24 protein-coding genes are annotated in these 25745 nt (G+C 32.1%); 13 read left to right on the top strand and 11 right to left on the bottom strand.

The genetic code is table 11. The features are described 5' to 3' along the window. Positions 1–238: 238 nt before the first annotated feature. The 3 genes from QLS71_RS06150 (at position 239) to QLS71_RS06140 (ending at position 1727) form a co-directional block, all read left to right on the top strand. A complete protein-coding gene (locus QLS71_RS06150; RefSeq protein ID WP_308991595.1) occupies positions 239–670 on the top strand; it encodes a TerB family tellurite resistance protein in 432 nt (143 codons plus the stop codon). Positions 671–790: 120 nt separating this feature from the next. Then, on the top strand, positions 791–1135 hold the full coding sequence (locus QLS71_RS06145) for a hypothetical protein (RefSeq protein WP_308991594.1): 345 nt from the start codon (positions 791–793) through the stop codon (positions 1133–1135). Positions 1136–1223: 88 nt separating this feature from the next. Then, positions 1224–1727 carry a hypothetical protein gene (locus QLS71_RS06140; RefSeq protein ID WP_308991593.1) on the top strand — a complete coding sequence of 168 codons (504 nt, stop codon included), beginning with the start codon at positions 1224–1226 and terminating at the stop codon, positions 1725–1727. A 126-nt stretch (positions 1728–1853) separates the two neighbouring features. Here the strand turns inward: QLS71_RS06140 and QLS71_RS06135 are convergent, their stop codons facing one another. The 6 genes from QLS71_RS06135 to metG all read right to left on the bottom strand — a co-directional run bounded on the left by QLS71_RS06135 (position 1854) and on the right by metG (position 8928). Beyond that, positions 1854–3980: a Tex family protein gene (locus tag QLS71_RS06135; protein ID WP_308991592.1), complete on the bottom strand. Its 2127-nt coding sequence runs from the start codon at positions 3978–3980 to the stop codon at positions 1854–1856. 78 nt (positions 3981–4058) lie between these two features. Beyond that, the gene (locus tag QLS71_RS06130) at positions 4059–4763 is read right to left on the bottom strand and encodes an OmpA family protein (RefSeq protein WP_308991591.1); all 705 of its coding nucleotides are present in this window, start codon (positions 4761–4763) and stop codon (positions 4059–4061) included. A 12-nt stretch (positions 4764–4775) separates the two neighbouring features. Next, positions 4776–5246, bottom strand: a complete 471-nt coding sequence (locus tag QLS71_RS06125) for a lipocalin family protein (RefSeq protein WP_308991590.1) — start codon at positions 5244–5246, stop codon at positions 4776–4778. A gap of 170 nt (positions 5247–5416) precedes the next feature. Continuing rightward, positions 5417–5881, bottom strand: coding sequence for an META domain-containing protein (locus QLS71_RS06120; protein WP_308991589.1), 465 nt, complete (start codon positions 5879–5881; stop codon positions 5417–5419). 343 nt (positions 5882–6224) lie between these two features. Beyond that, on the bottom strand, positions 6225–6743 hold the full coding sequence (locus QLS71_RS06115) for a ferritin (RefSeq protein WP_308991588.1): 519 nt from the start codon (positions 6741–6743) through the stop codon (positions 6225–6227). Positions 6744–6828: 85 nt separating this feature from the next. Beyond that, the gene (gene metG, locus QLS71_RS06110) at positions 6829–8928 is read right to left on the bottom strand and encodes a methionine--tRNA ligase (RefSeq protein WP_308991587.1); all 2100 of its coding nucleotides are present in this window, start codon (positions 8926–8928) and stop codon (positions 6829–6831) included. Between the two features lie 174 nt (positions 8929–9102). On the opposite strand from metG, the gene QLS71_RS06105 reads away from it, so the two are divergent. Further along, on the top strand, positions 9103–10119 hold the full coding sequence (locus QLS71_RS06105) for an LD-carboxypeptidase (RefSeq protein WP_308991586.1): 1017 nt from the start codon (positions 9103–9105) through the stop codon (positions 10117–10119). Between the two features lies 1 nt (position 10120). Here the strand turns inward: QLS71_RS06105 and QLS71_RS06100 are convergent, their stop codons facing one another. Then, positions 10121–11452 (bottom strand): DUF4403 family protein, encoded by a 1332-nt coding sequence (locus QLS71_RS06100; RefSeq protein ID WP_308991585.1) that lies wholly within the window; start codon positions 11450–11452, stop codon positions 10121–10123. Between the two features lie 373 nt (positions 11453–11825). On the opposite strand from QLS71_RS06100, the gene QLS71_RS06095 reads away from it, so the two are divergent. Continuing rightward, the gene (locus QLS71_RS06095; RefSeq protein ID WP_308991584.1) at positions 11826–12035 is read left to right on the top strand and encodes a hypothetical protein; all 210 of its coding nucleotides are present in this window, start codon (positions 11826–11828) and stop codon (positions 12033–12035) included. On the opposite strand, the gene QLS71_RS06090 is transcribed toward QLS71_RS06095, so the two are convergent. After that, positions 12036–12770 (bottom strand): TerB family tellurite resistance protein, encoded by a 735-nt coding sequence (locus QLS71_RS06090; RefSeq protein ID WP_308991636.1) that lies wholly within the window; start codon positions 12768–12770, stop codon positions 12036–12038. Positions 12771–13127: 357 nt separating this feature from the next. Between QLS71_RS06090 and QLS71_RS06085 the strand changes: the two genes are divergently transcribed. The 5 genes from QLS71_RS06085 (at position 13128) to QLS71_RS06065 (ending at position 16527) form a co-directional block, all read left to right on the top strand. Next, entirely contained in the window at positions 13128–13538 is a 411-nt protein-coding gene (locus QLS71_RS06085; RefSeq protein ID WP_308991583.1) for a BrxA/BrxB family bacilliredoxin, read from the top strand. Between the two features lie 110 nt (positions 13539–13648). Then, on the top strand, positions 13649–14038 hold the full coding sequence (locus QLS71_RS06080) for a hypothetical protein (RefSeq protein WP_308991582.1): 390 nt from the start codon (positions 13649–13651) through the stop codon (positions 14036–14038). A gap of 26 nt (positions 14039–14064) precedes the next feature. After that, the gene (locus QLS71_RS06075) at positions 14065–14802 is read left to right on the top strand and encodes a lysophospholipid acyltransferase family protein (RefSeq protein ID WP_308991581.1); all 738 of its coding nucleotides are present in this window, start codon (positions 14065–14067) and stop codon (positions 14800–14802) included. 12 nt (positions 14803–14814) lie between these two features. Further along, a complete protein-coding gene (locus QLS71_RS06070) occupies positions 14815–15804 on the top strand; it encodes an acyl-ACP desaturase (protein WP_308991580.1) in 990 nt (329 codons plus the stop codon). Between the two features lie 69 nt (positions 15805–15873). Then, entirely contained in the window at positions 15874–16527 is a 654-nt protein-coding gene (locus tag QLS71_RS06065) for an HD domain-containing protein (RefSeq protein ID WP_308991579.1), read from the top strand. Between the two features lie 47 nt (positions 16528–16574). On the opposite strand, the gene QLS71_RS06060 is transcribed toward QLS71_RS06065, so the two are convergent. Together QLS71_RS06060 and QLS71_RS06055 are read right to left on the bottom strand one after the other, a co-directional pair. Continuing rightward, complete coding sequence (locus tag QLS71_RS06060; RefSeq protein WP_308991578.1) at positions 16575–17447, bottom strand: AraC family transcriptional regulator; 873 nt, start codon at positions 17445–17447, stop codon at positions 16575–16577. A gap of 432 nt (positions 17448–17879) precedes the next feature. Continuing rightward, complete coding sequence (locus QLS71_RS06055) at positions 17880–18425, bottom strand: sigma-70 family RNA polymerase sigma factor (RefSeq protein ID WP_308991577.1); 546 nt, start codon at positions 18423–18425, stop codon at positions 17880–17882. Positions 18426–18578: 153 nt separating this feature from the next. Here QLS71_RS06055 and QLS71_RS06050 point away from each other — a divergent pair, with 153 nt between their 5' ends. From QLS71_RS06050 to QLS71_RS06040, 3 genes are all read left to right on the top strand, one after another. Then, positions 18579–19724: a FecR domain-containing protein gene (locus tag QLS71_RS06050; RefSeq protein ID WP_308991576.1), complete on the top strand. Its 1146-nt coding sequence runs from the start codon at positions 18579–18581 to the stop codon at positions 19722–19724. A gap of 142 nt (positions 19725–19866) precedes the next feature. Beyond that, positions 19867–23328, top strand: a complete 3462-nt coding sequence (locus tag QLS71_RS06045) for a TonB-dependent receptor (RefSeq protein ID WP_308991575.1) — start codon at positions 19867–19869, stop codon at positions 23326–23328. A 12-nt stretch (positions 23329–23340) separates the two neighbouring features. Further along, positions 23341–25248, top strand: a complete 1908-nt coding sequence (locus QLS71_RS06040) for a RagB/SusD family nutrient uptake outer membrane protein (protein WP_308991574.1) — start codon at positions 23341–23343, stop codon at positions 25246–25248. Positions 25249–25345: 97 nt separating this feature from the next. Here the strand turns inward: QLS71_RS06040 and QLS71_RS06035 are convergent, their stop codons facing one another. Next, positions 25346–25696: an ArsC/Spx/MgsR family protein gene (locus tag QLS71_RS06035; protein ID WP_308991573.1), complete on the bottom strand. Its 351-nt coding sequence runs from the start codon at positions 25694–25696 to the stop codon at positions 25346–25348. Positions 25697–25745 lie beyond the last annotated feature (49 nt).

Below are 25745 nucleotides of genomic sequence, written 5' to 3'. Positions count from 1 at the left end.
TCAAATAAAAAAACGAAAATGCTCTGTATTGGTAGCTTCATCCTTTTTAAAAAGGTATAATAGAAAATGTAACTCACCTTCGTGGAAAATACTAAAAAAAGTACTTTGATATTTTTTTTAAAATGATTTCTATTGAATAACTTACATTAAAGGAATTATTTTAATATTTTTTTCACTTTAACAAGTATAAAAAAAACGAAAAAAATATGTAGGTTTGCACACTTAAAACAAAAAAGATATGTCGTTTTCAGATTTATTTGATAGTGGATTTAAAAAGCGTAATGAAGACCATTTTGCGTCTATTGTACGTGTTGCGATGGATGACGGTGTGATTTCTGAGGAAGAAAAAGCGTTTTTAGACCGATTAGCCCGTAATTTAGATATTAGTGAAGGAGATTATAAAATTATTTTACAAGATTATAAATCACATCCTATTAATCCACCACATGATTATGATAGACGTTTAGAGCGTTTATACGATTTAGCACGTATGGTTTATGTAGACCATATAAAAGGTGATAATGAAGAAGTTTTACTTAGGAAAATTAGTGTTGGTTTAGGATTTCATCCAGAAAATGTAAAATATATTGTTGATAAAGCCTTAACATTAGTAAGTAATGCTGTCGATTTAGATACTTTTACTAATGAAATGAAAAACATGAACAAGTAATTTACACTTGTTTTATAAAATAAAATGCGACCCTAAAAGGTTCGCATTTTTTATTTATAAAATTTTATTAATTTTTTAACAAGCTTTATTTATACATTTACACTTTGTAATTTTTATTAAATGCTAAAGTTTAACAGTTTACTTTTAACGCTTGCGTTAAGTTTATTCTCCTTGTTTCTTTCTGAAACGGGAGGCGATTTAGCTATAAAAAAAATTCCAACGACACATGATGTTAAAATTGATCATTCTTTCAATGCCTTAGCCATTACCACCAATAATTCTTTTCAAGAATTAGTAAGTTTTGAGAAGGACAAAGAACCACCCACCGAAAATCGTTTTTACACCAAAAACACTTCAAATAAAACGGTTTTTGAAAATGAATTGCAGTATTTAAAGGTTTGCGACTTTATCGATTTAAATTTAACGACCCGGAGTATTATTTACCCGTTCCATTCGTTCTTGTAGCCATTAATTTTAGTGAATTGACCCATAGCCATAAAGTATTTTACTGGCTTATTTACCTATTCAAAAAAATTAATTTAAAACATATAAGATGAAAATTTCATTAATATTTATTTCTACGCTTTTGGTTTTAAGCGTGTTCCTTCCTTTTTTTCTATTCATTTATAATGGAACAAAAAACACAGTGAGTATAAAAAAACAAGCCAATGCCTTAGTAAAAAATAATGGGTTGTTATACAGCCTTAAAGAAGTTTGGCGCAAAAATTTTATTGGCATTAGCACTAAAAACAACACTTTAACATACATAAAATTTAATTCAGATAAATCTCATGTTATTAACGATGTTAACTTAAATGAAGTTAAGCAATGTAACATTCTTAAAAACTATAATAATGGATCAAATAAATCGCTGTTCTTAAAAAGTTTAGACTTAGAATTTGTTTATAAATCATCAGCAAAGCCCAATCTGATCCTTAATTTTTTTAATATTGATGACGATTTAAGTGAAGATTTTGAATTACAACGTATTGAAAAATGGCACACATTGATTAAAAGCGCTATTTCAGAACCTCTAATTGTTAAAATGGCTTCTTAATTAATATAGAAAATGTATTACCTCATTGCAAGGGAGGTACGACGTAACCTCTTAATATATACGAAACCTTTTTTAGTTTGGTTAAGAGATTGCTTCGTACCTCGCCAATGACGTTAATTTAACTTTTTATTTATGTAGCTTTAGTTGGATACGCTTTCGCGGAATATCAACCTCTAAAACTTTAACAATTATTTGTTGATGCAAGCTTACATGTGCGTTTACATCACTAACAAAACTATCTGATAAATTTGATACATGAATGAGTCCACTTTCTTTAATGCCCACATCAACAAAACAACCAAAGTTGGTAATATTATTCACAATTCCAGGAAGAAGTTGCCCTTCTTGTAAATCGTTAATAGTTTTTATATTTTGATTGAAAGTAAACACTTTGGCTTGCTCGCGAATGTCCAAACCTGGCTTTTCTAGTTCACTTATAATGTCTTGAAGTGTTGGTAACCCAACAGTATCTGTGCAATATTTTTTTAAATCTATTTTTTGAAGTTGTTCTTTATTTCCAATTAAATCTTGAACACTTTTATCTAAATCTTTAGCCATTTGTTTAACCAAATCGTAACGTTCTGGATGAACCGCCGAATCGTCTAACGGATTTGAAGCAAATTTAATTCTTAAAAACCCAGCACCTTGCTCAAAGGCTTTTCCTCCTAAACGAGGCACTTTTTTTATAGCATTTCTTGAGGTAAACGCACCTGTTTCATCACGATAAGCCACAATATTTTCAGCTAGTTTGGGTCCAATTCCCGACACATAACTTAATAAACTCTTGCTTGCTGTATTAATGTTTACTCCAACTGCATTTACGCAGTTTTCAACCACAAAATCTAATGACTTCTGAAGATTTGTTTGGTCTACATCATGCTGATATTGACCAACACCAATGGATTTAGCGTCAATCTTTACCAATTCGGCTAAAGGATCTTGTAAACGCCGACCAATAGATACTGAACCACGAACCGTTACATCATAATTAGGAAATTCTTCTCTGGCTATTTTAGAAGCCGAATAAATACTGGCTCCTGCTTCACTTACTACAAATACCTGAATATCATTTTTAAAATGAATTTTTCTTATAAAAGCTTCCGTTTCTCGAGATGCTGTTCCGTTTCCAATGGCAATCGCTTCAATTTGATATGCTTCGGTAAGCGAACTAATTTTTTTCATAGCACCAATAACATCGTTTTTTGGTGGGTGCGGATAAATAGTTTCGTTATATTTTAATTGACCTTGCGCATCCAAACACACCACTTTACAACCACTAACAAAACCAGGATCAATTGCCAAAACCCGTTTTTCACCCAAAGGAGACCCTAACAAAAGTTGTTTTAAATTTTTTGCAAAAACTGAAATAGCGGCTTCATCGGCTTTAGCTTTTGCAATTTGCAGAGCTTCGTTGCTTAATGACGGTAATAATAAACGTTTATAAGCATCTTTAATAGCTATTTGTATTTGTTCTGCACATTCATTACTAGAACGAATAATTCTATCTTCAATCTTATTCAAAGCTTTTTCATCGTCAATGTCAATTTTTGCCTTAATAACCCCTTCGCTCTCCGCTCTTAACATGGCGAGTAATCTGTGAGAAGGAATGCGACTTAAAGATTCTTCCCATTCAAAATAATCTCGAAATTTTTGAGCTTTTTCATCATCTATTTTGGATTTCACCACTTTTGTAGAAATCATTGCAAAACGTTCTAATTGTTGACGGATGTTGTTTCTAACATCGGTACGTTCATTAATCCATTCTGAAATAATATGGCGTGCACCTTCTAAAGCTTCTTCAACAGTGTTTATATCTCCTTTTACATATTTAAAAGCAATTGATTCAACATCATTAGCGTTTTGGCTCATAATAATTTTAGCCAAAGGTTCTAAACCGTTTTTTCTGGCGGTTTCTGCTTTCGTTTTTCGGCTTTTTTTAAATGGGAGATATAAATCTTCAAGTGTCGTTAAATCTTGGGTCGTTTCTATTTTTTGTTTTAATTCCGAAGTTAAAACGCCTTGTTCTTCCAAAGCTTTTAAAATAGCAACTTTTCGTTTTTCTAAAGCTTCAAACTGTTCTTTAAATTTTACAATATCACCAATTTGAACCTCATCTAAATTACCAGTACGTTCTTTTCTATAGCGGGAAATGAAAGGGATTGTACAGTCTTCGTTTAATAATTCAACAGTGTTTTTTATGGAAACTTCTGGAAGTTGTGTGTGTACTTTTATAAAATTTAGTAGTTGGTTCATTGGGTTGGTTTTAAATAAAAAATCTCGTTTTCAAAATAACATTGAAAACGAGATTTATACAAATATAATTATTGTTTTTTAATTTCCTGATTGTGTTTTAGCGTCTTGTATCATTTTTTCATTAGGCAAAATAGCAATATTTACACGTCTGTTTTTTGCTCTTCCTTCTGCTGTTGAATTATCATGTAATGGTTGAGTTTCACCAAACCAATTGGTTGTAAGTCTTCCACTAGAAACCCCTTTTTGTTTTAAATAATTGGTTACCGCATTCGCTCTATTTTTAGACAGCGTCATATTATAATCTTCAGCGCCTTGACTATCAGTATGTCCTACAACTAATAAATTGGTATCTGGATAATCTTGAAAAACACTGATTAGCTTGTTTAAATTTTGTTGAGATGTTGCATTAATGTTGTATTTATTAGTGTCAAAATTCACGCCACTACCCTCGTCAAAGGTAACTACAATACCATCATCAACACGTTCTACTTGTGCGCCAGGTATTTCTTCTTCAATTTTTTGAGCTTGCTTATCCATTTTGTTTCCAATAAGAACTCCAGCACCACCACCAATAACGCCACCAATAACAGCTCCTAATTCGCCATTACCACCTTTGCCAACATTATTACCTATAATTGCTCCTAAAATAGCTCCACCCGTGGCACCTATAACACCACCTTTTTGTTTGTTATTTGCATTTTGTACCGCTTTACAATTTGTTAAACTTAAAGTCAAAACGATTGTAAGAAGTAATATTCCTGTTTTATTTATAATTGTTTTCATATGATTGTTTTTTTATTGCTTAGAAAAATTCATGTTAATAGTTAATGAATTACCTGCTACATTTACAGTTTGTTGCCATTGCATATCACTATCGGACAACGCTGAAAGTTTTAATCTGAACCCCTGATTGGTTTCCGATTTATGCTTCTCATTTGTAGGTTTAAGGAGGAAATCGTATAAGCCTGTTTCTGCATCTACTTCTTGAATAGTGAATATAAAATGTCTTTCACCCGTAGCACAATTGGCGCCGTTAATAGTATAAATTCCTGTATTGTTATTAGGAACGAATTGCCATGTACTGCCTTCAAAACATGCTTTAGATGCATCGTTTAATAAAGTAGCATTATAAGTGCCTGCTTTGTTATATGTAATAGAGTTTAACACCCAATCACCTTTAATAACTTTTTTTGAAACCCTTACAGTTTTTGAAGCCCCACAACTTAATAAGCTTATAGCAACGCATAATAAAATTAATTTTTTCATAATAGATGTTTCATTTGATTAACTCTACAAAGATGCGAATCTGTTATTACATTTACGTTATATCATATTGTATTTTGATTACAATATTTCCATTTTTAGTCGATTGTCGATAAAGAAAACCTTTTTCATGATAATATAAACGACACAATTGTTTTCAACTTGCTTAAAATTTATTTAGTTTCAACTACCTCAAAAACAGCTAAAGGAACCATTCTTGCTTTATTTAAAGTCATTTTATTTCCATTAAGTGAATAGTTATCCGTTTTTTCTAAAATAGCCATAAATTGATTTTCAACTTTCATATCTACACATGCCATTAAAGTCGCTACTATTTTAGATAGCGTTATTCGGTTCCCTTCTTTAATTTGGTAAGTGCCACTGAAATTATTACAACTGCCATTTCCATAAACCTCATCATCTTCATTTGAAAACCTAATGAATGCATTTTTATCGCTAACATCTTGTCCCATAAGTGTTACTAATTTCCACTTTGTGTTTTCTAGAGTAACAGATTTTTTTGTTATGTTTATTTCAGGTGTTTGATCTTTAGAATTGATTTGGTTTGTTTTTTTAGACGAATTACAACTTGTAAATAGCACTAGTACAACAAAAGTATTTAAGGCAATTAATTTCATAATATATTTAATTAAGATTTTTTTGATATAGACAAAAAGCAGACCATTTTTTGAAATGAAATCTGCTTTTTATAAATTATTATGAGTTTGATTTTTCTTTTTGAAAACTAAGCCACTTTTTTAATTAAGTCGAAGCAGGGGCATTTTCCACAGCGCTTATTCTCACCTTTCTTATATTTTTCGCAGCAGCTACTCTTTACTTTGCTAGGAAGTTTAATTCCAGCCTTTTCAAGTTTTTTAAGTGCCTTTTTTTGTTTCTTTTTGCCCAAGAGACTTATTTGTAAATAAATGTCGAGCAAAAATAACTATTTTTATTAAATCTAAATAAGATTAATTGTTAAAATTATTGAAGACCTGAAGTCGATGCCGAACTTACCGTTAAGTTAACGATATCTCTATCAAATAAATACAGGCCACCTTTATCATCTCCAATTAAATTTATCTTATCTAATATAGTACGTGCCATAGCTTCTTCTTCTATTTGTTCGGCAACATACCATTGTAAAAAGTTATGGGTTGAATAATCTTTTTCTTGTAAACTGATATGGACTAATTCATTTATGCTTTCTGAAACAAAAACCTCATGCTTATAAAGTTCTTCAAACATTTCTTTAAACGATTTAAACGTTACGTTTGGTGCCGCAAGAGCAGATATTTGCGCATGCCCTCCGCGTTCGTTTACATATTTTACAAGCTTAAGCATATGGTCACGCTCTTCTTGAGATTGTTTATACATAAAACCAGCAACACCTTCTAAACCTTTCACTTCTGCCCAACAAGCCATTGCTAGATAAATTTGTGAAGATTCAGCTTCAATTTTAATCTGATTATTAAGTGCTTTTTCTATATTTTTCGATAACATATTTTTAGGTTTTTTGTAAAGTTAAGGAATTCTTTAAGGCATTCAAAGTCGGCTTAAAAGAATAACTATGTCTATGTTTTAAATTTTAACTTATCTGCAATCCATTTGCAACACTAGCATCATCTGGATTTACAAACACCAATTTACCTTCAGCGGTTTCAGTCATTAAAATCATACCTTGACTTTCTACACCGCGTAATTCCCTTGGAGCTAAGTTTACTAAAACCGTTACTTGTTTACCAACTATTTCTTCAGGAGTAAAACTTTCGGCAATTCCGGAAACAATGGTGCGTACGTCAATACCTGTATCTACTTTTAAAACTAAAAGTTTTTTAGCTTTCGGCATTTTTTCAGCTTCTAAAATAGTTCCTACACGTAAATCTAATTTTGTAAAATCGTCAAATGAAATAGTGTCTTTTTGTGGTTCTACTGTTTTATTAGCAACTTCATTTGCTTTTTTACTCGCTTCTAATTTATCTAATTGAAATTGAATGGTTTCATCTTCAATTTTAGAAAACAATAATTCTGCTTCACCTATTTGGTGACCTGTTGGAATTAAAACTTCTTTTACTGAAACGTCATTCCATTGAGATGCTTCAACAAGCTCTACATGACTAGCATTTCTATTATTGTGATTGAGTTTCAAATTAAGAATGCTTTTCAGTTTTTCAGAAGTAAACGGCAAAAATGGCTCACTTAACGTAGCTAAAGCTGATGCTATTTGAAGCGCTACATACATAATAATTTGTGTACGTGCTTCATCCACTTTCACCACTTTCCAAGGTTCTTCGTCCGCTAAATACTTGTTACCAAGTCGTGCTAAATTCATAAGCTCTTGTTGGGCTTCTCTAAAACGATAGCGTTCAATAGAACTTGAAATCACTTCTGGATATGCTTTTACAGCAGCTAAAGTCTCTTCGTCAACTTGGGAAAATTCATTAGGAACAGGTACAATCCCGTTATAATATTTATTGGTTAGTACCACTACACGGTTAATAAAATTTCCAAAAATAGCGACCAGTTCATTATTGTTTCTTGCTTGAAATTCTTTCCAAGTAAAATCATTATCCTTTGTTTCTGGGGCACTTGCCGTTAATGCATAACGCAGTACGTCTTGCTGCCCTGGAAATTCTTTTAAATAATCGGGTAACCAAACCGCCCAATTTTTTGAAGTGGATAGTTTATTGCCTTCTAAATTTAAAAACTCGTTTGCTGGTACATTTTCTGGTAAAATATAACTGCCTTCCGCTTTTAACATGGCTGGAAATATAATACAATGGAACACAATATTATCTTTCCCTATAAAATGCACCAATTTTGTATCATCACTCTTCCAATAAGGTTCCCAATCTTTCCCTTCGCGTTTTGCCCATTCTTTGGTTGAAGAAATATATCCAATAGGTGCATCAAACCACACATATAACACTTTTCCTTCTCCTCCTTCAACAGGCACAGGAATACCCCAATCTAAATCGCGAGTTACGGCGCGCGGGCGTAACCCATCGTCTATCCACGATTTTACTTGCCCGTACACATTGGGCTTCCAATCCTTTTTATGTCCTTCTAAAATCCAGTTTCGTAAAAAAGCTTCGTGCTTATCTAAAGGCAAAAACCAGTGTTTTGTTTCTTTTAATGTTGGAACGTTGCCTGTTAATGCCGATTTTGGATTGATTAAATCCGTAGCATTTAAACTCGTACCGCATTTTTCACATTGATCTCCATAAGCTTCTTCATTCCCGCATTTTGGGCAGGTTCCTGTTACGAATCTATCCGCTAAAAACTGATTCGCTTTTTCATCGTACAATTGCTCGGTAGTTTCTTCAATAAACTCACCTTTATCATATAACGTTTTAAAAAATTCTGATGCTGTTTCATGATGAATTTTAGCTGAAGTACGTGAATAATTATCAAACGTGATCCCAAATTCTTCAAAAGACTGTTTGATAATAGCGTGATATTTATCAACTATATCTTGTGGAGACACCCCTTCGTTTTTTGCTTTAATAGTAATTGGCACCCCGTGTTCATCACTCCCCCCTATAAAAATCACGTCATTTCCTGTTAAGCGTAAATAACGTGCATAAATATCGGCTGGCACATAAACACCTGCTAAATGACCTATATGAATTGGTCCATTAGTATAAGGTAATGCCGAAGTAATGGTATATCTTTTTGGTTTGTTCATCTTTTTGTAAAGTAAATTTTGCGTCATTGCGAAGGAGGCACAACTGTGGCAATCTCATGAACAAAAGTTTAAATTCAATTGATTCCAACGCTTCACTCGGAATGACATATCATTTTGAAGCGGTAAAAGTACACATTTTGACAGCGAATTAGAAAAAAAATGTACATTTACATTATGTCTAGAATTACATTAATAACAATCCTACTTTGTTCTATTTTTTTCTGCGGAAATACAACTATTTCAGCTCAAAATACAATCCTTAATAAAACTACTACTTTGATACGTCCACCTTATTTAAAAACAGGCGATACCGTTGCCATTGTTGCACCATCGGGCATTTTAAGAAACCGAACTGCTGAAGTTGAACAAGCTAAAAGTCTACTTCAAAATTGGGGTTTAAAAGTTATTGTTGGTGAAAAGGTATTTAACCAAAACTATCACTTTGCGGGAACAGATGAAGAACGTCGTGAAGATTTACAAAAAGTGATGGACGACCCAAAAGTAAGTGCCATTTGGTGCGCTCGTGGTGGTTATGGTACCGTGCGAATTTTAGATAAATTAGATTATACAAAATTTAAGAAACACCCTAAATGGGTTATTGGGTATTCTGATATAACGGCACTACATAATCAAGTGCATAACCAAGGTTTTGAAAGCTTACACGCTATGATGTGCACAAGTTTACAAGATAATACTGAGACTATTAAAGAAACTATATCAACCTTAAAAGATGCGCTTTTCGGAACCCCTTTAATTTATACTTTAGAAGGTTCAAAATACAATAAAATTGGCACTACATCAGGACAGTTAGTTGGTGGTAATTTAACGATTTTGCATACGATGTTAGGTTCTAAAACGAGTATTGACACCTCTGGAAAAATTTTATTTATTGAAGAAATTGGAGAATATGAGTACCATATAGACCGCATGCTTCAAAGTTTAAAACGCGCAGGTTATTTTGATAATTGCAAAGGTGTTTTGGTAGGCGATATTACTAAAGTGAGAAGGAACACCACGGCTTGGGGAGTATCTATAGAGCAACTTATTTTAGATGTTTTTGCGGAATACAATTTTCCTGTGGCATTTAATATGCCCGCAGGACATGAAAAAGATAATCGTGCGTTAATTTTGGGAAGAAACGTTCAGTTAACTGTGACTGGTGATCAGTCTTTAGTTGTTTTTCAAAAATAAATTATTTTAAGCCATCAACCGTTACACTTATGGTTCCTTTCACTTTTAAAAAGGCTAAAATAGCATTGTTGGTTAATTCTATTTTCTGAAAATCGATGTCTTCCATCGTTCCATTTACAAAAACACCTGTAATTGGGGTGTAATTATTAAGGTAAGTTAGCATGGTTTTTTTGCCTTCATCTAAGTTAGATTGAACGGAATAGCGACAATTCTCTTGAATTCTTTTAAGGATCAATCCTTTTGCTAACCAATTGGCGGTACGCAACAATTTACTTTTGGTATCTAACACATAATCTAGATCATCAAAATAAATTTCTTTTTTTAAAACATCATATTGCGGCATACCTTCTAGATATATAATGCCGTTTACAGAGCCTTGCAAATCTAAAGCAATAACCATTTTACCTTCTTTGTGCCAAATATCTACTTTTTTAACCGTTACTTTTTTTGAACCCGAACCAAACTCTTGCCCAGAAAAATTTTTGGTTATAATTTTTGATGCATCTTGGTAAGTTGAAATAGCAATGATGTTTGACGTAACATGATTTGGCATTTTATTTACCGGTTTTAAAACGATGTTTTTAGCATCGAATTTAGACTCAGGTTGTTTTCCAATTACAGTTTCCATATAACATTTCATGCCCATATCTAACAGCACTAGATCATTTTTCAACTTTGCATCAGTACTATAAATTTCAATAGGCACTAATCTAAGCCAACTTTCGTAATCATCGTTCATTTTAAATGGTATCGCTAATTTTTCGATAGCAGCAAGCACATTGGGTTTAAAATCCATTGATTCTTCAATGGCGTTGTCAATGCTTTTTTCAATATCAGCCCTAAATATTTTTATGGCAGGGTTTACCAAATAGGTTACAGGTAAATTTTTACCATAAACAACCATAGACGGGCTTTCTTTCCATTCTAAATTGGTTATGTGTGTTTTAGATTTTAATTTCCAGTTAGACAAACCTATATCACTAGTTAATGTTACAATGCCATTTAAGTTGAATTCGCTAGTTTTATATAGATTAACACCCATGGTGTGGGTACCTATTCGGTATTTTATAACTGCTTTTAGGGGAAGAGTTGTTTTAATTCGTTCGCTGGTAGAAACTCTATCATTTCGAATAGTAATAGGTGCTTGTTTCCATACTTTTATTTCAATGTTATCGTCTTCGATGGTTTTGTCTTCATAAATCAAACCTTTTAAAATAACATTTATTTGATTTTCAATGTCTTTTAACTTTACACTAACGGGAACATTTATAAACGACGGCACGTGATTTAATACCAAAGGCATGGTTTCTTCAGGTTCTGGTTTTAGTGTCATGAGCTGCTGTTTTGACGCACACGACGTATTAATAATGAGGTACATAAATACAAAAAAAACCGAAACATATTTAACCATTTTTGATCCTATTTTGGTAGTAAATGTAATTAAAGAGATTCTATTTATTTTGATAATTAAATAACTAACAAAAAAAACCTGCTTTAAAAAGACCTTTACAAATTATAAAGAAGGATGATATTATCCGTTTATGGTTTAAATTTTCAGATTCAAACTACATAAATGTCTATTAGATGTTGAAAATAGTAAACAATGTATATAACAGTTGAGTTGCTTTTTTGTTTGATTTACTCTAATGGAGAACAATAAAGTGAAAATACTGTAATAAATATAAAAAATGTTATAAAATACATGAATGAAAAGAGTTTCATCTTTGTACAAAACTAATGTCATGCAAAAAGAAAAAGAAGATTTTGAACTTGTAAAAGAGCCAGGAAACAATAAAAAAAACTACATTTTCCAAAAAGACGGTATCACAAAAAAGACAAGTTTGTTTGTTATTATTGTATTAGTATTATTAATTGCTGCGGTTGTATTTTCTAGTATTTATTTTAATGTTGAATAATTAAAATCCGCGCTCTTTTTGCAACTGTTCATAGGCGTGTTGAACTTGCTTAAACTTTTCCTCAGCACCTTTTTGATGTTCTGCGCCTAAATGAATAACTTTATCTGGATGGTATTTTTTAGCCATAGTGCGGTAGGCTTTTTTAATTTCATCGGTAGTGGCCGTTTTATCAATTTCTAAAATCTTGTAAGCACTATCTGTACTTTTATAAAACATGGCTTTGATACTCTCATAATCATTGTGGCTTATCCCTAAATAACCCGCAATTGTGTGTATTTGAGAAACTTCATCTTCGGTTACCATACCATCTGCATTTGCAATGCCAAATAAAAAGTGAATAAGTTGTAAACGCGATGCATGTTGCATCATTTGTCTAATTTGTAAACAGACTTGTCTCGTTGAAATATGTTGTTGCTTATTTATCTCTTTAAACAACTTAAAAGCATGATTTGCACGTTCCTTTCCATACATATTTACAAACTGTAGACGTACAAAATCTAATTCACGCTGGTCTTGTTTTCCATCGGCTTTTATAACGATTGATGCTAAAATGAGTAAACTTACTTCAAAATCGCCAGATTGAGTTTGAGATCTTGGTTGTGCGTCATCAGTATAAACAACGGTTTCTTTAGACATGCCATCTATAACACTACCTAATGCTAACCCTAATATAGCCCCAATAGGGCCTCCAAATGACCAGCCCAAGGCTGCTCCAATCCACTTTGAAAAACTCATGTTTTTTATTTGCTTTAAAAATAGTTTCAAACCTACATATAAATTCATTCTTTTAAAAGAAGAAATGTGGTTATATAGATGCTTTTCATATTTGTTGTGCTTAGCACCTAATTGTTACAACCTATTCAATTTATTATTAAGGAAAAAAATTATGGTATGTTTTTGAAAATCACCATAGGTGAGGACTGCGTTAAGGATAGAGCGTCCTGTTTGAGCTCTCCCAATTTTATTGGGAAGCGAGTAGCGATAGCCTGACCTTATGACACCATAAGTGTTATAAGGGAACGCCATATTAATTATTGCATGATTTTTGATTAACTTTGTACATTATATATACTAATATTAAAATTTAAAAATATGTATCCAGCAGAATTAGTAAAACCAATGCGAGAAGATTTAACAAAAGTTGGTTTTGAAGAATTACATACTGCCGAGGCTGTTGATGCTGCTTTAGCAAAAGAAGGAACTACATTAGTAGTAGTTAATTCGGTTTGCGGTTGTGCAGCTGCGAATGCACGCCCAGGTGCTAGAACGAGTTTACAAAATGCGAAACGACCAGACCATATTGTTACGGTTTTTGCAGGTGTTGATAAAGAAGCTGTTGATGCAGCTCGAGGTTATATGGTGCCATTTCCTCCAAGTTCTCCATGTATGGCTTTATTTAAAGATGGTGAATTGGTTCACATGTTAGAGCGTCACCATATTGAAGGCAGACCTGCGGAATTAATTGCAGAAAATCTTACCGATGCTTATAACGAGTATTGCTAAAAGATGATCTCTAGTACGAAGTAAATAAAAAACCCATGATGTAATCGTGGGTTTTTTATTTTATAACGCAACCTTTTACCGAAGATAGTATCTAATAAAAAAATGACAACATGAAAAAGCTACACTTAATTCTACTTACTACCTGTTTAATTTTTATGGCATTTCAATGTGAAGATGATACTGCTTCTACAAAAGAAAGTCAACAACAAGATTTAAGTGTTTCTAAAAAAGCGATTGAAGATTTAGCGGCAACTTCTATATGTAACGAAACCTTCACCTGTAAATTTATTGCTTTAGGAAGCAAACCTTGTGGTGGTCCCTGGGGTTATCTAGTTTATTCTACTTCTGTAAACATTGAAAAACTAGAGAATATGGTATTAAATTACAATAAAAAAGAATCCGATTTTAATAAAAAATGGGGTGTTGCTTCAGATTGTATGTATCTCATGCCTCCAACTAAAGTAAATTGTGAAAATAACACCTGCGTAGCTGTTTATTAAAACCTGTTTTTGTTTATTTTTGGGGTATGCAAAAATTAATATCATATCCTTTAAGTGTTATTTATTATTTATTTTTTTTTTTAACACTTATTATATTTCATCCTATTCAATGGTTTTGTTTTAATGTTTTTGGTTATCAGGCTCATAAAAAAAGCGTTGATGCTTTGCAATTTTGCCTTATGCGTTGTGCTAATATATTAGGCACACGTTTTACATTTACCAATACATATAACATAGATACCAATCAACCTTTAATAATTGTTGCCAACCACCAAAGTTTGCACGACATTTATCCCATAACGTGGTATATGCGGAAACACCACCCTAAATTTATTAGCAAAATAGAATTAGGCAAAGGTATTCCAAGTGTCTCTTACAATTTGAGGCACGGTGGAGCTGCTTTAATTGATAGAAAAAATCCTCGACAATCATTACCTGCGCTTATGAAATTTGGTGAATATATTGAAACCAATAATAGAACTGCAGTAATTTTTCCCGAAGGGACTAGAAGTAAAAATGGTGAACCAAAACCCTTTCAAACCAAAGGGTTAGAAATACTATTTAAAAAAATACCTTCGGCGGTTGTAGTACCCATTACTATAAACAACTCATGGAAAATGTTAAAATACGGCAAATTCCCTATGGGTTTAGGCACTCATATTACTTTTACCGTGCATAAGCCTTTAAAAGTTAGTACCTTTGTAAACAAAGAAGAACTACTTAATAGTATTGAAACTACTATTAAAAACAATATAAATTATTAAAAAATTATAAAGATGTCGTTAAAGAATGTAAGACTCGAAGTAATGCAGTTTTTGGAAAAGGACGTTGAATCTTTAATACAGAAGTATTTAATTCCGATAGACAGCATATGGCAACCAACAGATTTTTTACCAAATTCTGAAAGTGATACTTTTTTTGAAGAAGTACGTGAAATAAGAGAACTTTCAAAAGAATTACCTTATGATTTTTGGGTAGTTTTAGTAGGTGATATGATTACCGAAGAAGCTTTACCTACTTACGAATCGTGGTTAATGGATGTTGAAGGTGTTGGACAGGTAGAGCGCAATGGATGGTCTAAATGGGTACGCCACTGGACTGGTGAAGAAAATCGTCATGGCGATGTACTTAATAAGTATTTATACCTTTCTGGTCGTGTAAACATGAAAGAAATTGAAAAAACAACTCAATATTTAATTGCCGACGGTTTTGATATTGGTACGGATAGAGACCCATATAAAAACTTTGTTTATACCAGTTTTCAAGAGCTAGCTACTTATGTTTCACATAATCGTGTTGCCAAAATAGCTAAAAAAAGTGGTAATAAGCAGTTAGCTAAAATGTGTCAAATTATTTCTGGAGACGAAATGAGGCATCACCATGCATATTCGGAATTTGTAGACCGTATTTTTAAAGTCGACCCAAGCCAAATGATGATGGCTTTTCATGATATGATGAAGCTTAAAATAACCATGCCAGCACATTTTTTAAGAGAATCGGGTAATCAAATTAGTTCGGCTTTTGAAGAATTTTCTAATACGGCGCAACGTATAGGTGTTTACACATCAACTGATTATGTTGATATTTTAGATAAATTAATTAAACGCTGGGAAATAGATAAAATTACAGGACTTACAGATGAAGCTGAGAAAGCCAGAGACTATTTAATGAAACTTCCTGCTAGAATGTATCGTTTATCTGAACGTATTAAAATACCTCAAAACTCATTTCAATTTAAATGGGTAGAGCCTGCTCTTATTAAATAGTATATCAATTTATATATCATAATTAAAATCCTTTCTAAACCGAAAGGATTTTTTTATTTTTATACGCATATGACTTCAAAAGAAATAATAAATAAAACCATCGATTTTGTAAAAGAAACACTTATAAACGCTGAAGGTGGGCACGATTGGTTTCACATCTTGAGGGTGTATAATAATGCGTTACTCATCGCTAAAAAAGAAAAGGTAGATGTCTTTACTGTGTCACTTAGTGCGTTATTACATGATATTGCTGATAGTAAATTTCATAACGGAGACGAAACTGTTGGCCCTGACAAAGCACGTCAGTTTTTATTCAACATAAATGTAGACTCAAAAGTGATTGAGCATGTTGTAAAAATTATTGAAAACATCTCTTTTAAGGGTGGAAACGAGGCTCAAAAGTTCCAATCGGCAGAACTAGATGTTGTTCAAGACGCCGATAGATTGGACGCTATTGGGGCCATTGGTATAGCGAGATGCTTTAATTATGGTGGTTTTAAAAATAGAGCCCTATATAATCCAGAAATAAAGCCAAATCTTAGAATGACTAAAGAGGAATATAAATCATCAAATGCACCAACAATCAATCATTTTTATGAAAAATTGCTGCTTTTAAAAAATAAAATGAATACAGCAACAGGAAAAAAAATTGCTCTAGAAAGACACAAATATATGGAACAGTTTTTAGAGCAGTTTTATGCTGAATGGGAGGGTAGAAAATAATTCCCCTTTGGAAAATTTTGTTGTCGCCAGGTATAATTTAATATATGTTACTGAATAATCAACTTAATTTCTTTTCTATAATTTGAGGCACTTTTACCCGTAACCTCATTAAATTGCTTGTTAAAATGCGAGAAATTGTTAAATCCGCATTCAAAGCAAATATCGGCTATACTTTTTTGGCTTTCGTTAAGTAGTTTGGTAGCATGTACCACGCGATATTCATTTACCAATTGCGTAAATGTTTTTCCTGTTGCTTTTTTAAAATACCTACAAAACGCTGGAACTGTCATACTTACCTCATCGGCTATTTCATCTAAAGTAATGTGGTTTTGAAAATTTTTATTAACATATTTAAAAATAACATCAATTTTGCCACTGTCTTGTGGTTCCGCTTCAAAAGCAAAACCATCGGCATTTAACAATGTATAATCTTCGGTGGTTGCCAAATAGTTTAAAATATCTAAAAATTTTAAAACACGTTTTAAGCCTTGATGTTCTAACAGTTTATCAATTTTAGGTCCTATAACTTTTTTAGTTTCAACTTTAAATCGAATGCCTTGTTTGGCTCTTTCAAACAATGATACAATGGCAGCCATTTCTGGAACATTGAGAAAATCATCACCTAAAAAATTGGATTTAAACTGTACCGTAGTTTCTGTTCCATTAGCGGTTAGTCTATCGGTAAAACCATTATGCGGTAAATTAGACCCAATAAGTATTAATTGACTATTATTAAAATAGGATAAATGATTTCCTATATGTGTTTTACCCTGCCCTTTATTTATATAAATAAGCTCTAATTCTGGATGAAAATGCCAGTATGCGCCGTCTTTATCAATGGTTTCTACATGTTGTTTAACTAATATAGAACTTCCGAAACTTGGGGTAAGTTTTCTAAAAGTTGGTTTTTTATTAATCATAACAAATTTTATTTAGAGCAAAATTACAATATATTATTTTGCAAACATAACTTTGATTAACTGTATTGTGTGTTATTTTAACTTTACATTCATTTAACATTTAATTAACAGTTAATATAGCATATAAAGTGGTCAAATTTGATGTTTTGATAGCCTTTATACTAACGTATCTTTGTATCGTTGAAAGCGTATAAACCAAAGGGTTAATAATTCAACAAGAAAAATAAAAAAAGTTAGATACTATATAAAATAACTCTGATAACAAAGAGGTCACAATATTCATTAATAGTTAGTTTAATGTCTTATTTAGTTTAGTTGGTAAAGTGAGCTGTGGTGGCTCACTTTTTTTTTGCCTCATTTTTCTTTACCAAAAAAAATGATTTCCGGACTATTATTAAACACTTGCAGACAATAGTTTTAATTTAAAAAAATTTATTTTTTCATAAAAGCAATAAAAAACAACCAAACCCATGAAGTGTTACTCATCTCCCCTCGTATAAAAGAATAAACACGTTTCATTTGAGTTTTTACAGTATTTATAGAAATGTTTTGAGTTTTGGCAATATCATTGTAGCTTAAACCGTCTATGACATGAGAAATAAATATTTTCTTTCTTGCCTCAGGAAGTTTACTTAATAAACTAAGAACATTGCTAATTTTACTATCATCAACTTTTTCAAAGTTTATAGGATCTTCTTCATAGTCTGATATTGATAGGTTCTCTTTTTCTAAAACATTTTTTTTTGTTTTTTCAATATGCTTTAGGCTTAAATTTTTAACTGCTTTATTCGCATAGGCTCTAAACGAGGTATTAAAAATTAGGGCATCATTTTTATTCCATAAGTAAACAAAGAAATCTTGCGCTATATCTTTAGCAGCGTCCATGTCTTTCGTTATTTGAAAAGAAACTAAAGACAAAAACACAAAGTATTCTTTGTATAGGGTTTCAAACTCATTTATATCTTTTTGATAAGACATTTTCATAAATTAATAATTAGGTTAAAAAAGTAGTTAGGGTTTGCATATATAATAAAAAATACACATATAAATAATGTATTTAATATTTTTTTTCAAAATTATTGTCACCCTAAATTAACATTATGAGAACCTTTATAATAAACATATTGTTTTATGAAAGCTGACTTTAATATAATCGAGATTTTAAAAAAGATAAATAGTACAGGAAATATTGATTCTAGCGATTTAGAAGAATTGAGCTTAGAAGAAAAGGAACTGATTGAAAATATTTATAATAATGACTTAGTTAAGCAGGCATTAGTTTTTGCCAATTCATTAAATAGTGAAGAAAGTTGGCGAGAAGTTGAAGCGAAATTGAAACAACATGATACAACAACCCCTTTATGGAAAAAGGCGTATAAATATGCAGCGGTTTTTATAGGTGTTATTGGGCTTGTTTTCTTTTATCAAAAAACAGCAAACGATGCGCCAGAAAATAAAATAGCTTCCGATTCTATTGAGCTTATTATGGATAATGGTAAGGTGCTAATAATTTCGTCTAACGGAGAAAGTCAAATTATATCTAAAAATGGTCAAGTAATAGGTTCCCAAAAAGGCTCAAAAATAGACTACAGTATAAATTCTAATGTAGATAAATTGGCATATAACCAACTTAAAATTCCAAACGGAAAAACATTTAATATTACATTATCAGACGGGACAAAGGTGTACTTAAATTCAGGTTCCAGTTTAAAGTATCCTGTAAAATTTTTAAAAGGCATGCAAAGAGAAGTGTTTTTAGAAGGCGAGGCTTATTTTGAGGTTAGTAAAGATGCGTTGCATCCTTTTTTAGTAAATGCTAGCGATATGAATGTGAAAGTTTTAGGAACAAAGTTTAATGTGTCTTCATACAAAAATGATGTTGAAATAAGTACCGTATTGGTAGAAGGGTCTGTTAGTTTATCTAACGATTCAAACCCTAATAATGAGTCTGTTTTAACACCAGGCTATAAAGGTGTTTTAAACAAATCTAATTTAGATTCTGATATTGTTTTAGAGAAAGTAAATACTGATTTATACACGGGTTGGATAAATGGAGATTTACTTTTTAGAAAATCATCATTTATAGATATGGTGAAAAAATTAGAACGTAGTTATGATGTTAAAATAATAAACAATAATAAATTATTGAACACTTTAAAGTTTAATGGGTCTTTTAATGTAAATATAGAAAGTATAGAAAACATTATGAAGTCTTTAAGTGAAGTTCAACCTTTTGTATATAAAATAAATAACAATACTATAACAATAACTAACTAAATACTTAAGCCAATGAAATGAAAGTAGCAAACATTATTAATTAAGTTCACTTAAAAAAAAATCGGAAAATAGTATCAATATTTCCCGATTCACTAAGTGGATTAAACGAAGACTAATTAATCATTTAAAACCAATCAAAATTATGAAAAAAATAATTAAGAGGAATTTGGCAGGTCCGTACTTCCCAAAAATTAATTTAAAGATGAAACTAACCACTATTTTACTTATTGTTTCGTTATTTAAGGTTCAAGCAAATACTTATTCACAAAACACAAAACTTACATTAACTGTTAAAGATGTTACTGTAGGATATGTTTTTAATCAAATAGAATCGATGTCTGAATTTAGATTTTTATTTGAAAGTGATAAGATTGATTTAAACCGCAAGGTAACTATAGATGTTCAAAAGAAAAAAATAGGCGATATTTTAGAAATATTATTTGGTCAAACGAACATTGAATATAAAACAAGTGATCGTCAAATTTTATTAACATTAAAAAAAGTAACATCCTCGACTATAAAAGCATACACTATAAATCCAGTTTATGATATTATACAATCATATGCAATAAACGGGACTATTACAGATGCTAATGGCCAACCTCTAGCAGGTGCCAATATTATAGAAAAAGGGACTATGAATGGTGCCCAATCTGATTTTGACGGTACTTTCTCATTAAAAGTATCAAATCCAAATGCCACAATAGTTGTTTCTTATGTTGGGTTTTTTACTAAGGAGGTTGCAATTAATAACCAAAAAGACGTAAATGTAGCTTTATTGGAAAGCGAAAATAAGCTTGATGAAGTTATAGTTATTGGATACGGTACTGTTAAAAAGCGTGATTTAACTGGAGCTGTTTCTTCAGTAAAAAGCGAAGAAATAGGTATGGCTCCCGTAGTTAGCCCTATAGAAGCTATTCAAGGTAGAGTTGCTGGTCTAGAAATTACTCGTAATGATGGACGTACTGGCTCTGGGTTTAACATCTTGCTTCGTGGAACGCGCTCATTAACTGCAAATAGCGACCCTATTTATATTATTGATGGGATTCAGGGAAGCCCTGACAACTTAAATCCTAATGATATTGCTTCTATAGATGTCTTAAAAGATGCTTCATCTACGGCAATTTATGGGTCTGCTGGTGCAAATGGTGTAATTATTATCACAACAAAAAAAGCTGAAGAGGGTAAAATACAAGTAGATTTCAATTCTTATATAAGTATTAATGACAATCCATCTTACCCGAGTCCTTTAAAGGGAGATGCTTGGTTAGATTATTTAAGAGAAGGTTATATCGCTTCTTTCGGTGTAACACCTGCTAATGGAGTTGATCTACTTTCTGCTTATAATTTAACACTACCAGAAATTAATGAATATATCGAAAACGGAAAATATGTTGATTGGGTTGATGAAACATTTCAAAGAGGTATCCAAACCAATAACACATTATCTATTCGTGGTGGGAACGAAAAAGTTCAAGCAAGTTTTTCATTAGGCCACAATAAAACAGAAGGTATTTATAAAGGTGATAAATTAAACGTATATACCATGCGTTCCGATTTAAATATTAATGCTACTCCTTGGGCAAAATTTGGAATTACAACAGGATTAGTATTGAAAGACCAAGAATATAATAGAAGTCGTATTAGTAAATCTTTTGGTATCATGCCTTTAGGAGATGCTTATGATGAAAATGGAGATATAAACAAATATCCTATGGGAGAGGTAGTAGGTTTAGTTAGCGTGCTCGCTAATGATATACCTGGAACCTACAAAAAAAATAATAAGTCTTACAACATAACTGCAAACCCATATGCTGAATTTTCACTTGCAACAGGTTTATCTCTTAAATCTATTTTGGGTGTATCTGTATCTAACAGTCGTGCAGGAGAATTTAAAAGTGATCACACATATCTGATGCTTACAGGTAGTGAAAACGCTGTTAGAAGTGGTTCGTACGAAACTAAGTTAGCATATAATTATACTTTAGAAAATATCTTGAATTATAAAACAACTATTAATGAAAATCATGATTTAGGAGCGACTTTTATAACATCATATGCTGAAAGCCAAAATGAAGGAGAATATGGATATAGTGAAGGATTTTTATATGACGATTTCTCGTTTTATAATATTGGTGCTGGTCTAAACCAAAATGTTTCTTCTTCTTATTCTGCTAAAAAACGGATGTCTTATGCTGGTAGACTAAACTACAGTTTCAAAGGCAAATATTTACTAACGGGTTCAGTTAGATATGATGGAGCGTCGCAACTAGCTGATAATACATGGGATGTGTTTCCTGCAGGTGCGATTGCTTGGAGAATCTCAGATGAAGGTTTTATGGATGGTTCCAAAAATTGGTTAAGTAACTTAAAATTACGTGCTGGGTATGGTGTTTCAGGTAACACAAATATAGATGCATATGTTACAAAATCAGAAACTACAAATGGTGATGATTCCTTAAATTTTGGATCAGGCGAAGTATTAACAACCATTCCTACTGAATTCATTGGTTATAAACAATTGTCATGGGAGAAATCTTATAATTTAAATATAGGTCTTGATTTTGGACTATTACGTAATAGAATTGATGCTTCCGTAGAATGGTATAATACTGATACCAAGGATGTAATATATGAGCGTAAACTACCAACTACAATAGGAAGTTTTAGCCCAAAAGTATCATATGCTCAATACGGTAATATAGCCGAAATGAATAATAATGGTATTGAATTAACATTGAACAGCACGAATATTCGTACAAAAAATTTTCAATGGAGCTCAACCTTAACTTTTGCTAGAAACTGGGAAGAAATTAAATCTATTAATTTAAGTGATGATGTATCGCTTAATGATTTAAAAAGTGAAGGGTTATTTATAGGGTCTCCAAGAGATGTATATTATGATTATAAAAAAATTGGTATTTGGCAATTAGGAGAAGAAGCTGATGCAGCTGTTTTTGGTCTCTTACCTGGTGATGTGAAAATTGAATCCAGCTTAACAAAAATATCAGATGGAGTATGGGGAAGAACCATAATTGACGGTTCTGGAAACGCTGTTGAAGAACAATACACAGCAAGTAATGCATATACAATAAATGCAACTGATGACCAACAAATTATTGGTCAAGAAAGACCTACATGGACAGCTGGTTTTCAAAATACTTTTAAATACAAAAGTTTCGATTTAAACATATTTGCTACAGCTCGATATGGTCAAACCATTAATGGAGAGTTATTAGGGTATTTTAAACAAGGTGTTATTAACATTCCAGACAATTATGATTATTGGACACCAACAAATCCAACAAATGATTATCCAAGACCTTATGCATCATCAAGAAGTACAGTTTCTTCTCCAACCGTAGGTCTTAGCTATGTTGATGCTTCTTACATCAAAATTAATAACATAACTCTTGGGTATTCATTACCTGAAAGATTTGCAACTAGTATTGGTGCAACAAGTTTCAGACTTTATGGCACACTATACAATGCTTTAGTTATTACTAAAAGTCATTTATTGGATGGGTTAGATCCAGAAACTAGTGCTTCTGATACGTTCCCGTTATATAAACAAATGGTTTTTGGTTTAAATATGTCATTTTAAAAAAAGGAAAAGATGAAAAAAATACTAAATTTAAAAACAACATTACCAGTAGCATTACTGATATTTTTAATGGTATCGTGTAACTTGGATGAGGTCAATTATTCAACTGCCGATACTGAGATCGCCTACACAAGTCCTGAAGGCTTTGAAAGTTTAATAAATTATGGCTATGATGCCTTATATTACTATTATGGTAAAATTGATGGTATTGGAGCGCAAGAAATGGGTACAGACTTATGGTGGTCTGAATCAAAATATACGGCATACACACAATACAATGGCGATTTAAATACAGAACAAGGTCAAAATAATGTCTTTTGGCAAGGTTTTTATGCTACTATCAATTATGCAAATTCGGCTATCTATTTCGCCGATAAAGTTGAAGGTTATACGGATGCACAAAGAAACGCAAAAGTAGCTGAAGCCCATTTTTTAAGAGGGTGGAGTTATTTACAACTTGTAGAACAATATGGTGGTGTCACACTTACTACAAAACCTTCTATTTTAGCAACGGCCGATGTTGATAATTTCCCGGTACGTAGTAGTGAAGAAGCTATTTATGAGCTAATACTAAGTGATTTAGAGTTTGCTAGCCAACATCTACCAATCAGTCAAGGCCCTGATCGTGGACGTATTTCTAAAAAAGGTGCTTTAGGAATGCTTGCTAAAGCATACTTACAAAGAACACGTTTAGGAGACGAAGCATTATATGCTGGAAAAGCGTTGGCCACTGCTAAAGATCTTATTGATAATTCATCAGCATATGGCTGTGAGCTATATACAAGTACGGCTACAAAGTCTGGGTATGCTCAATTATGGGACGGGGTTAATAATAAAGCCAATAAAGAATTCTTATTTATAGAAGCGGTTGATGCTGAAACCTTTTTCAATCCTGATGGAGGTAATAGAGGCCGTACACGTCAATATTACGAAATGGATTTAAAATCTGTTGGAGCAGAATGGGGAACCACCGAGAAAAATTGTGCTTGGTATGGACGAGCCAACGACAGAGGTTTCAAACCAACGAAATACTTATTAACAGAAATCTTTTCTCCAGTAGCAAATCCTGCTGATACACGTTTTGAAAACACATTCTTTTCAGAGTATTATAATTCTACATGGTCAGACTTTACAATTAAGCAGCCTCTAGTAACTAAATATGGTAAAGATCAATCTTTAGTAAATCGTGTTATTAAAAATACGGCGGGTACCTATGTAAAAGGTAGTACTTACTATGCAGGAAGAACAAATTATTATGGTGTTAATGCTTCTGGGAATGTTAATATGGTTGATAATAATTCTGATGGTTATTTAGACGGTATTTCTGTATTTACACCAAATTACCCAATGACAGCATTACAGAAAAGTACATTGCCATTTCTTGTGGTAACTCCAGATGAACAATTTGATGCAAACGGTAAATGGGTTACAGCAGCATCAGGAGGTTTAGGAGCTGAGTATAGTAATTGCTATCCTTCTTTTAATAAATTATCTTCCATTCATTGGATTTATAACAATCAAAGATGGATGGGAGATGTGCCTATTCTTCGCTTGGGTGATGTTTATTTAATTGCAGCTGAGGCAGCACTACGTAAAAATAATGACCAAGCAACTGCTGCTGGGTATGTTAATACATTACGTAAACGTGCAGCAATAACAAGTCGTGAAAATGAAATGACAGTTAGTGCTGGTCAAGTTACTCTTGATTTTATTTTAGCAGAACGTGCCCGTGAGTTAACTGGGGAGCAAGTACGTTGGGAAGATTTAAAACGATTTGGTAAGCTTACAAATGCTTATCTAAATATAACAAATCCAGATATCACAGCCTTTGTGGATGGAAAACATACAGTAAGACCAATTCCTCAGCCTTTTCTTGATGCTATAGGTAATGCAGATGAATATGGCACAAATGGATATTAAAGTTTAGTTTAGTTTGTTTAGTTGTTTTTAGCAAAAACCCATGTAAAATGTATTAATTACACGTTTGCATGGGTTTTTCATTTTTTATATAGTAGTTTTATTGAAGAGCTGATTTTGCAGCTTCAACCACACTTTTAGAATTTCCAATAAAAATAGTATCCTCAACAATTATTACGGGTCTGCTTAAAAAAGTATAATGTTCTAATATATAGTGTTTATAGTCGCGCTCTTCAAGTTTTTGATTTTTTAAACCCATTTCCTTGTAAAGTTTAGAACGTTTGCTAAAAAGCGCTTCATAGCTTCCTGCCAGCATTTTCATTTCTTCAAGTTGCTTTACGGTAATTTCTTCAGTTTTAATGTCCTGCAAAATGAATTCTGATGACAAATTCAATTCCTTTAAAATTCTAACACACGTACTACACGTTTTTAAATAGTATACCTTTTTCATATTTATCATATATTTATAACCAAAATAAGTAAGATATATTTATAAAAAA

This window comes from Mariniflexile litorale (genome assembly GCF_031128465.2).
GTDB classification, from domain to species: Bacteria; Bacteroidota; Bacteroidia; order Flavobacteriales; family Flavobacteriaceae; genus Mariniflexile; species Mariniflexile litorale.
This window is presented reverse-complemented; position numbering and strand designations above follow the sequence as displayed.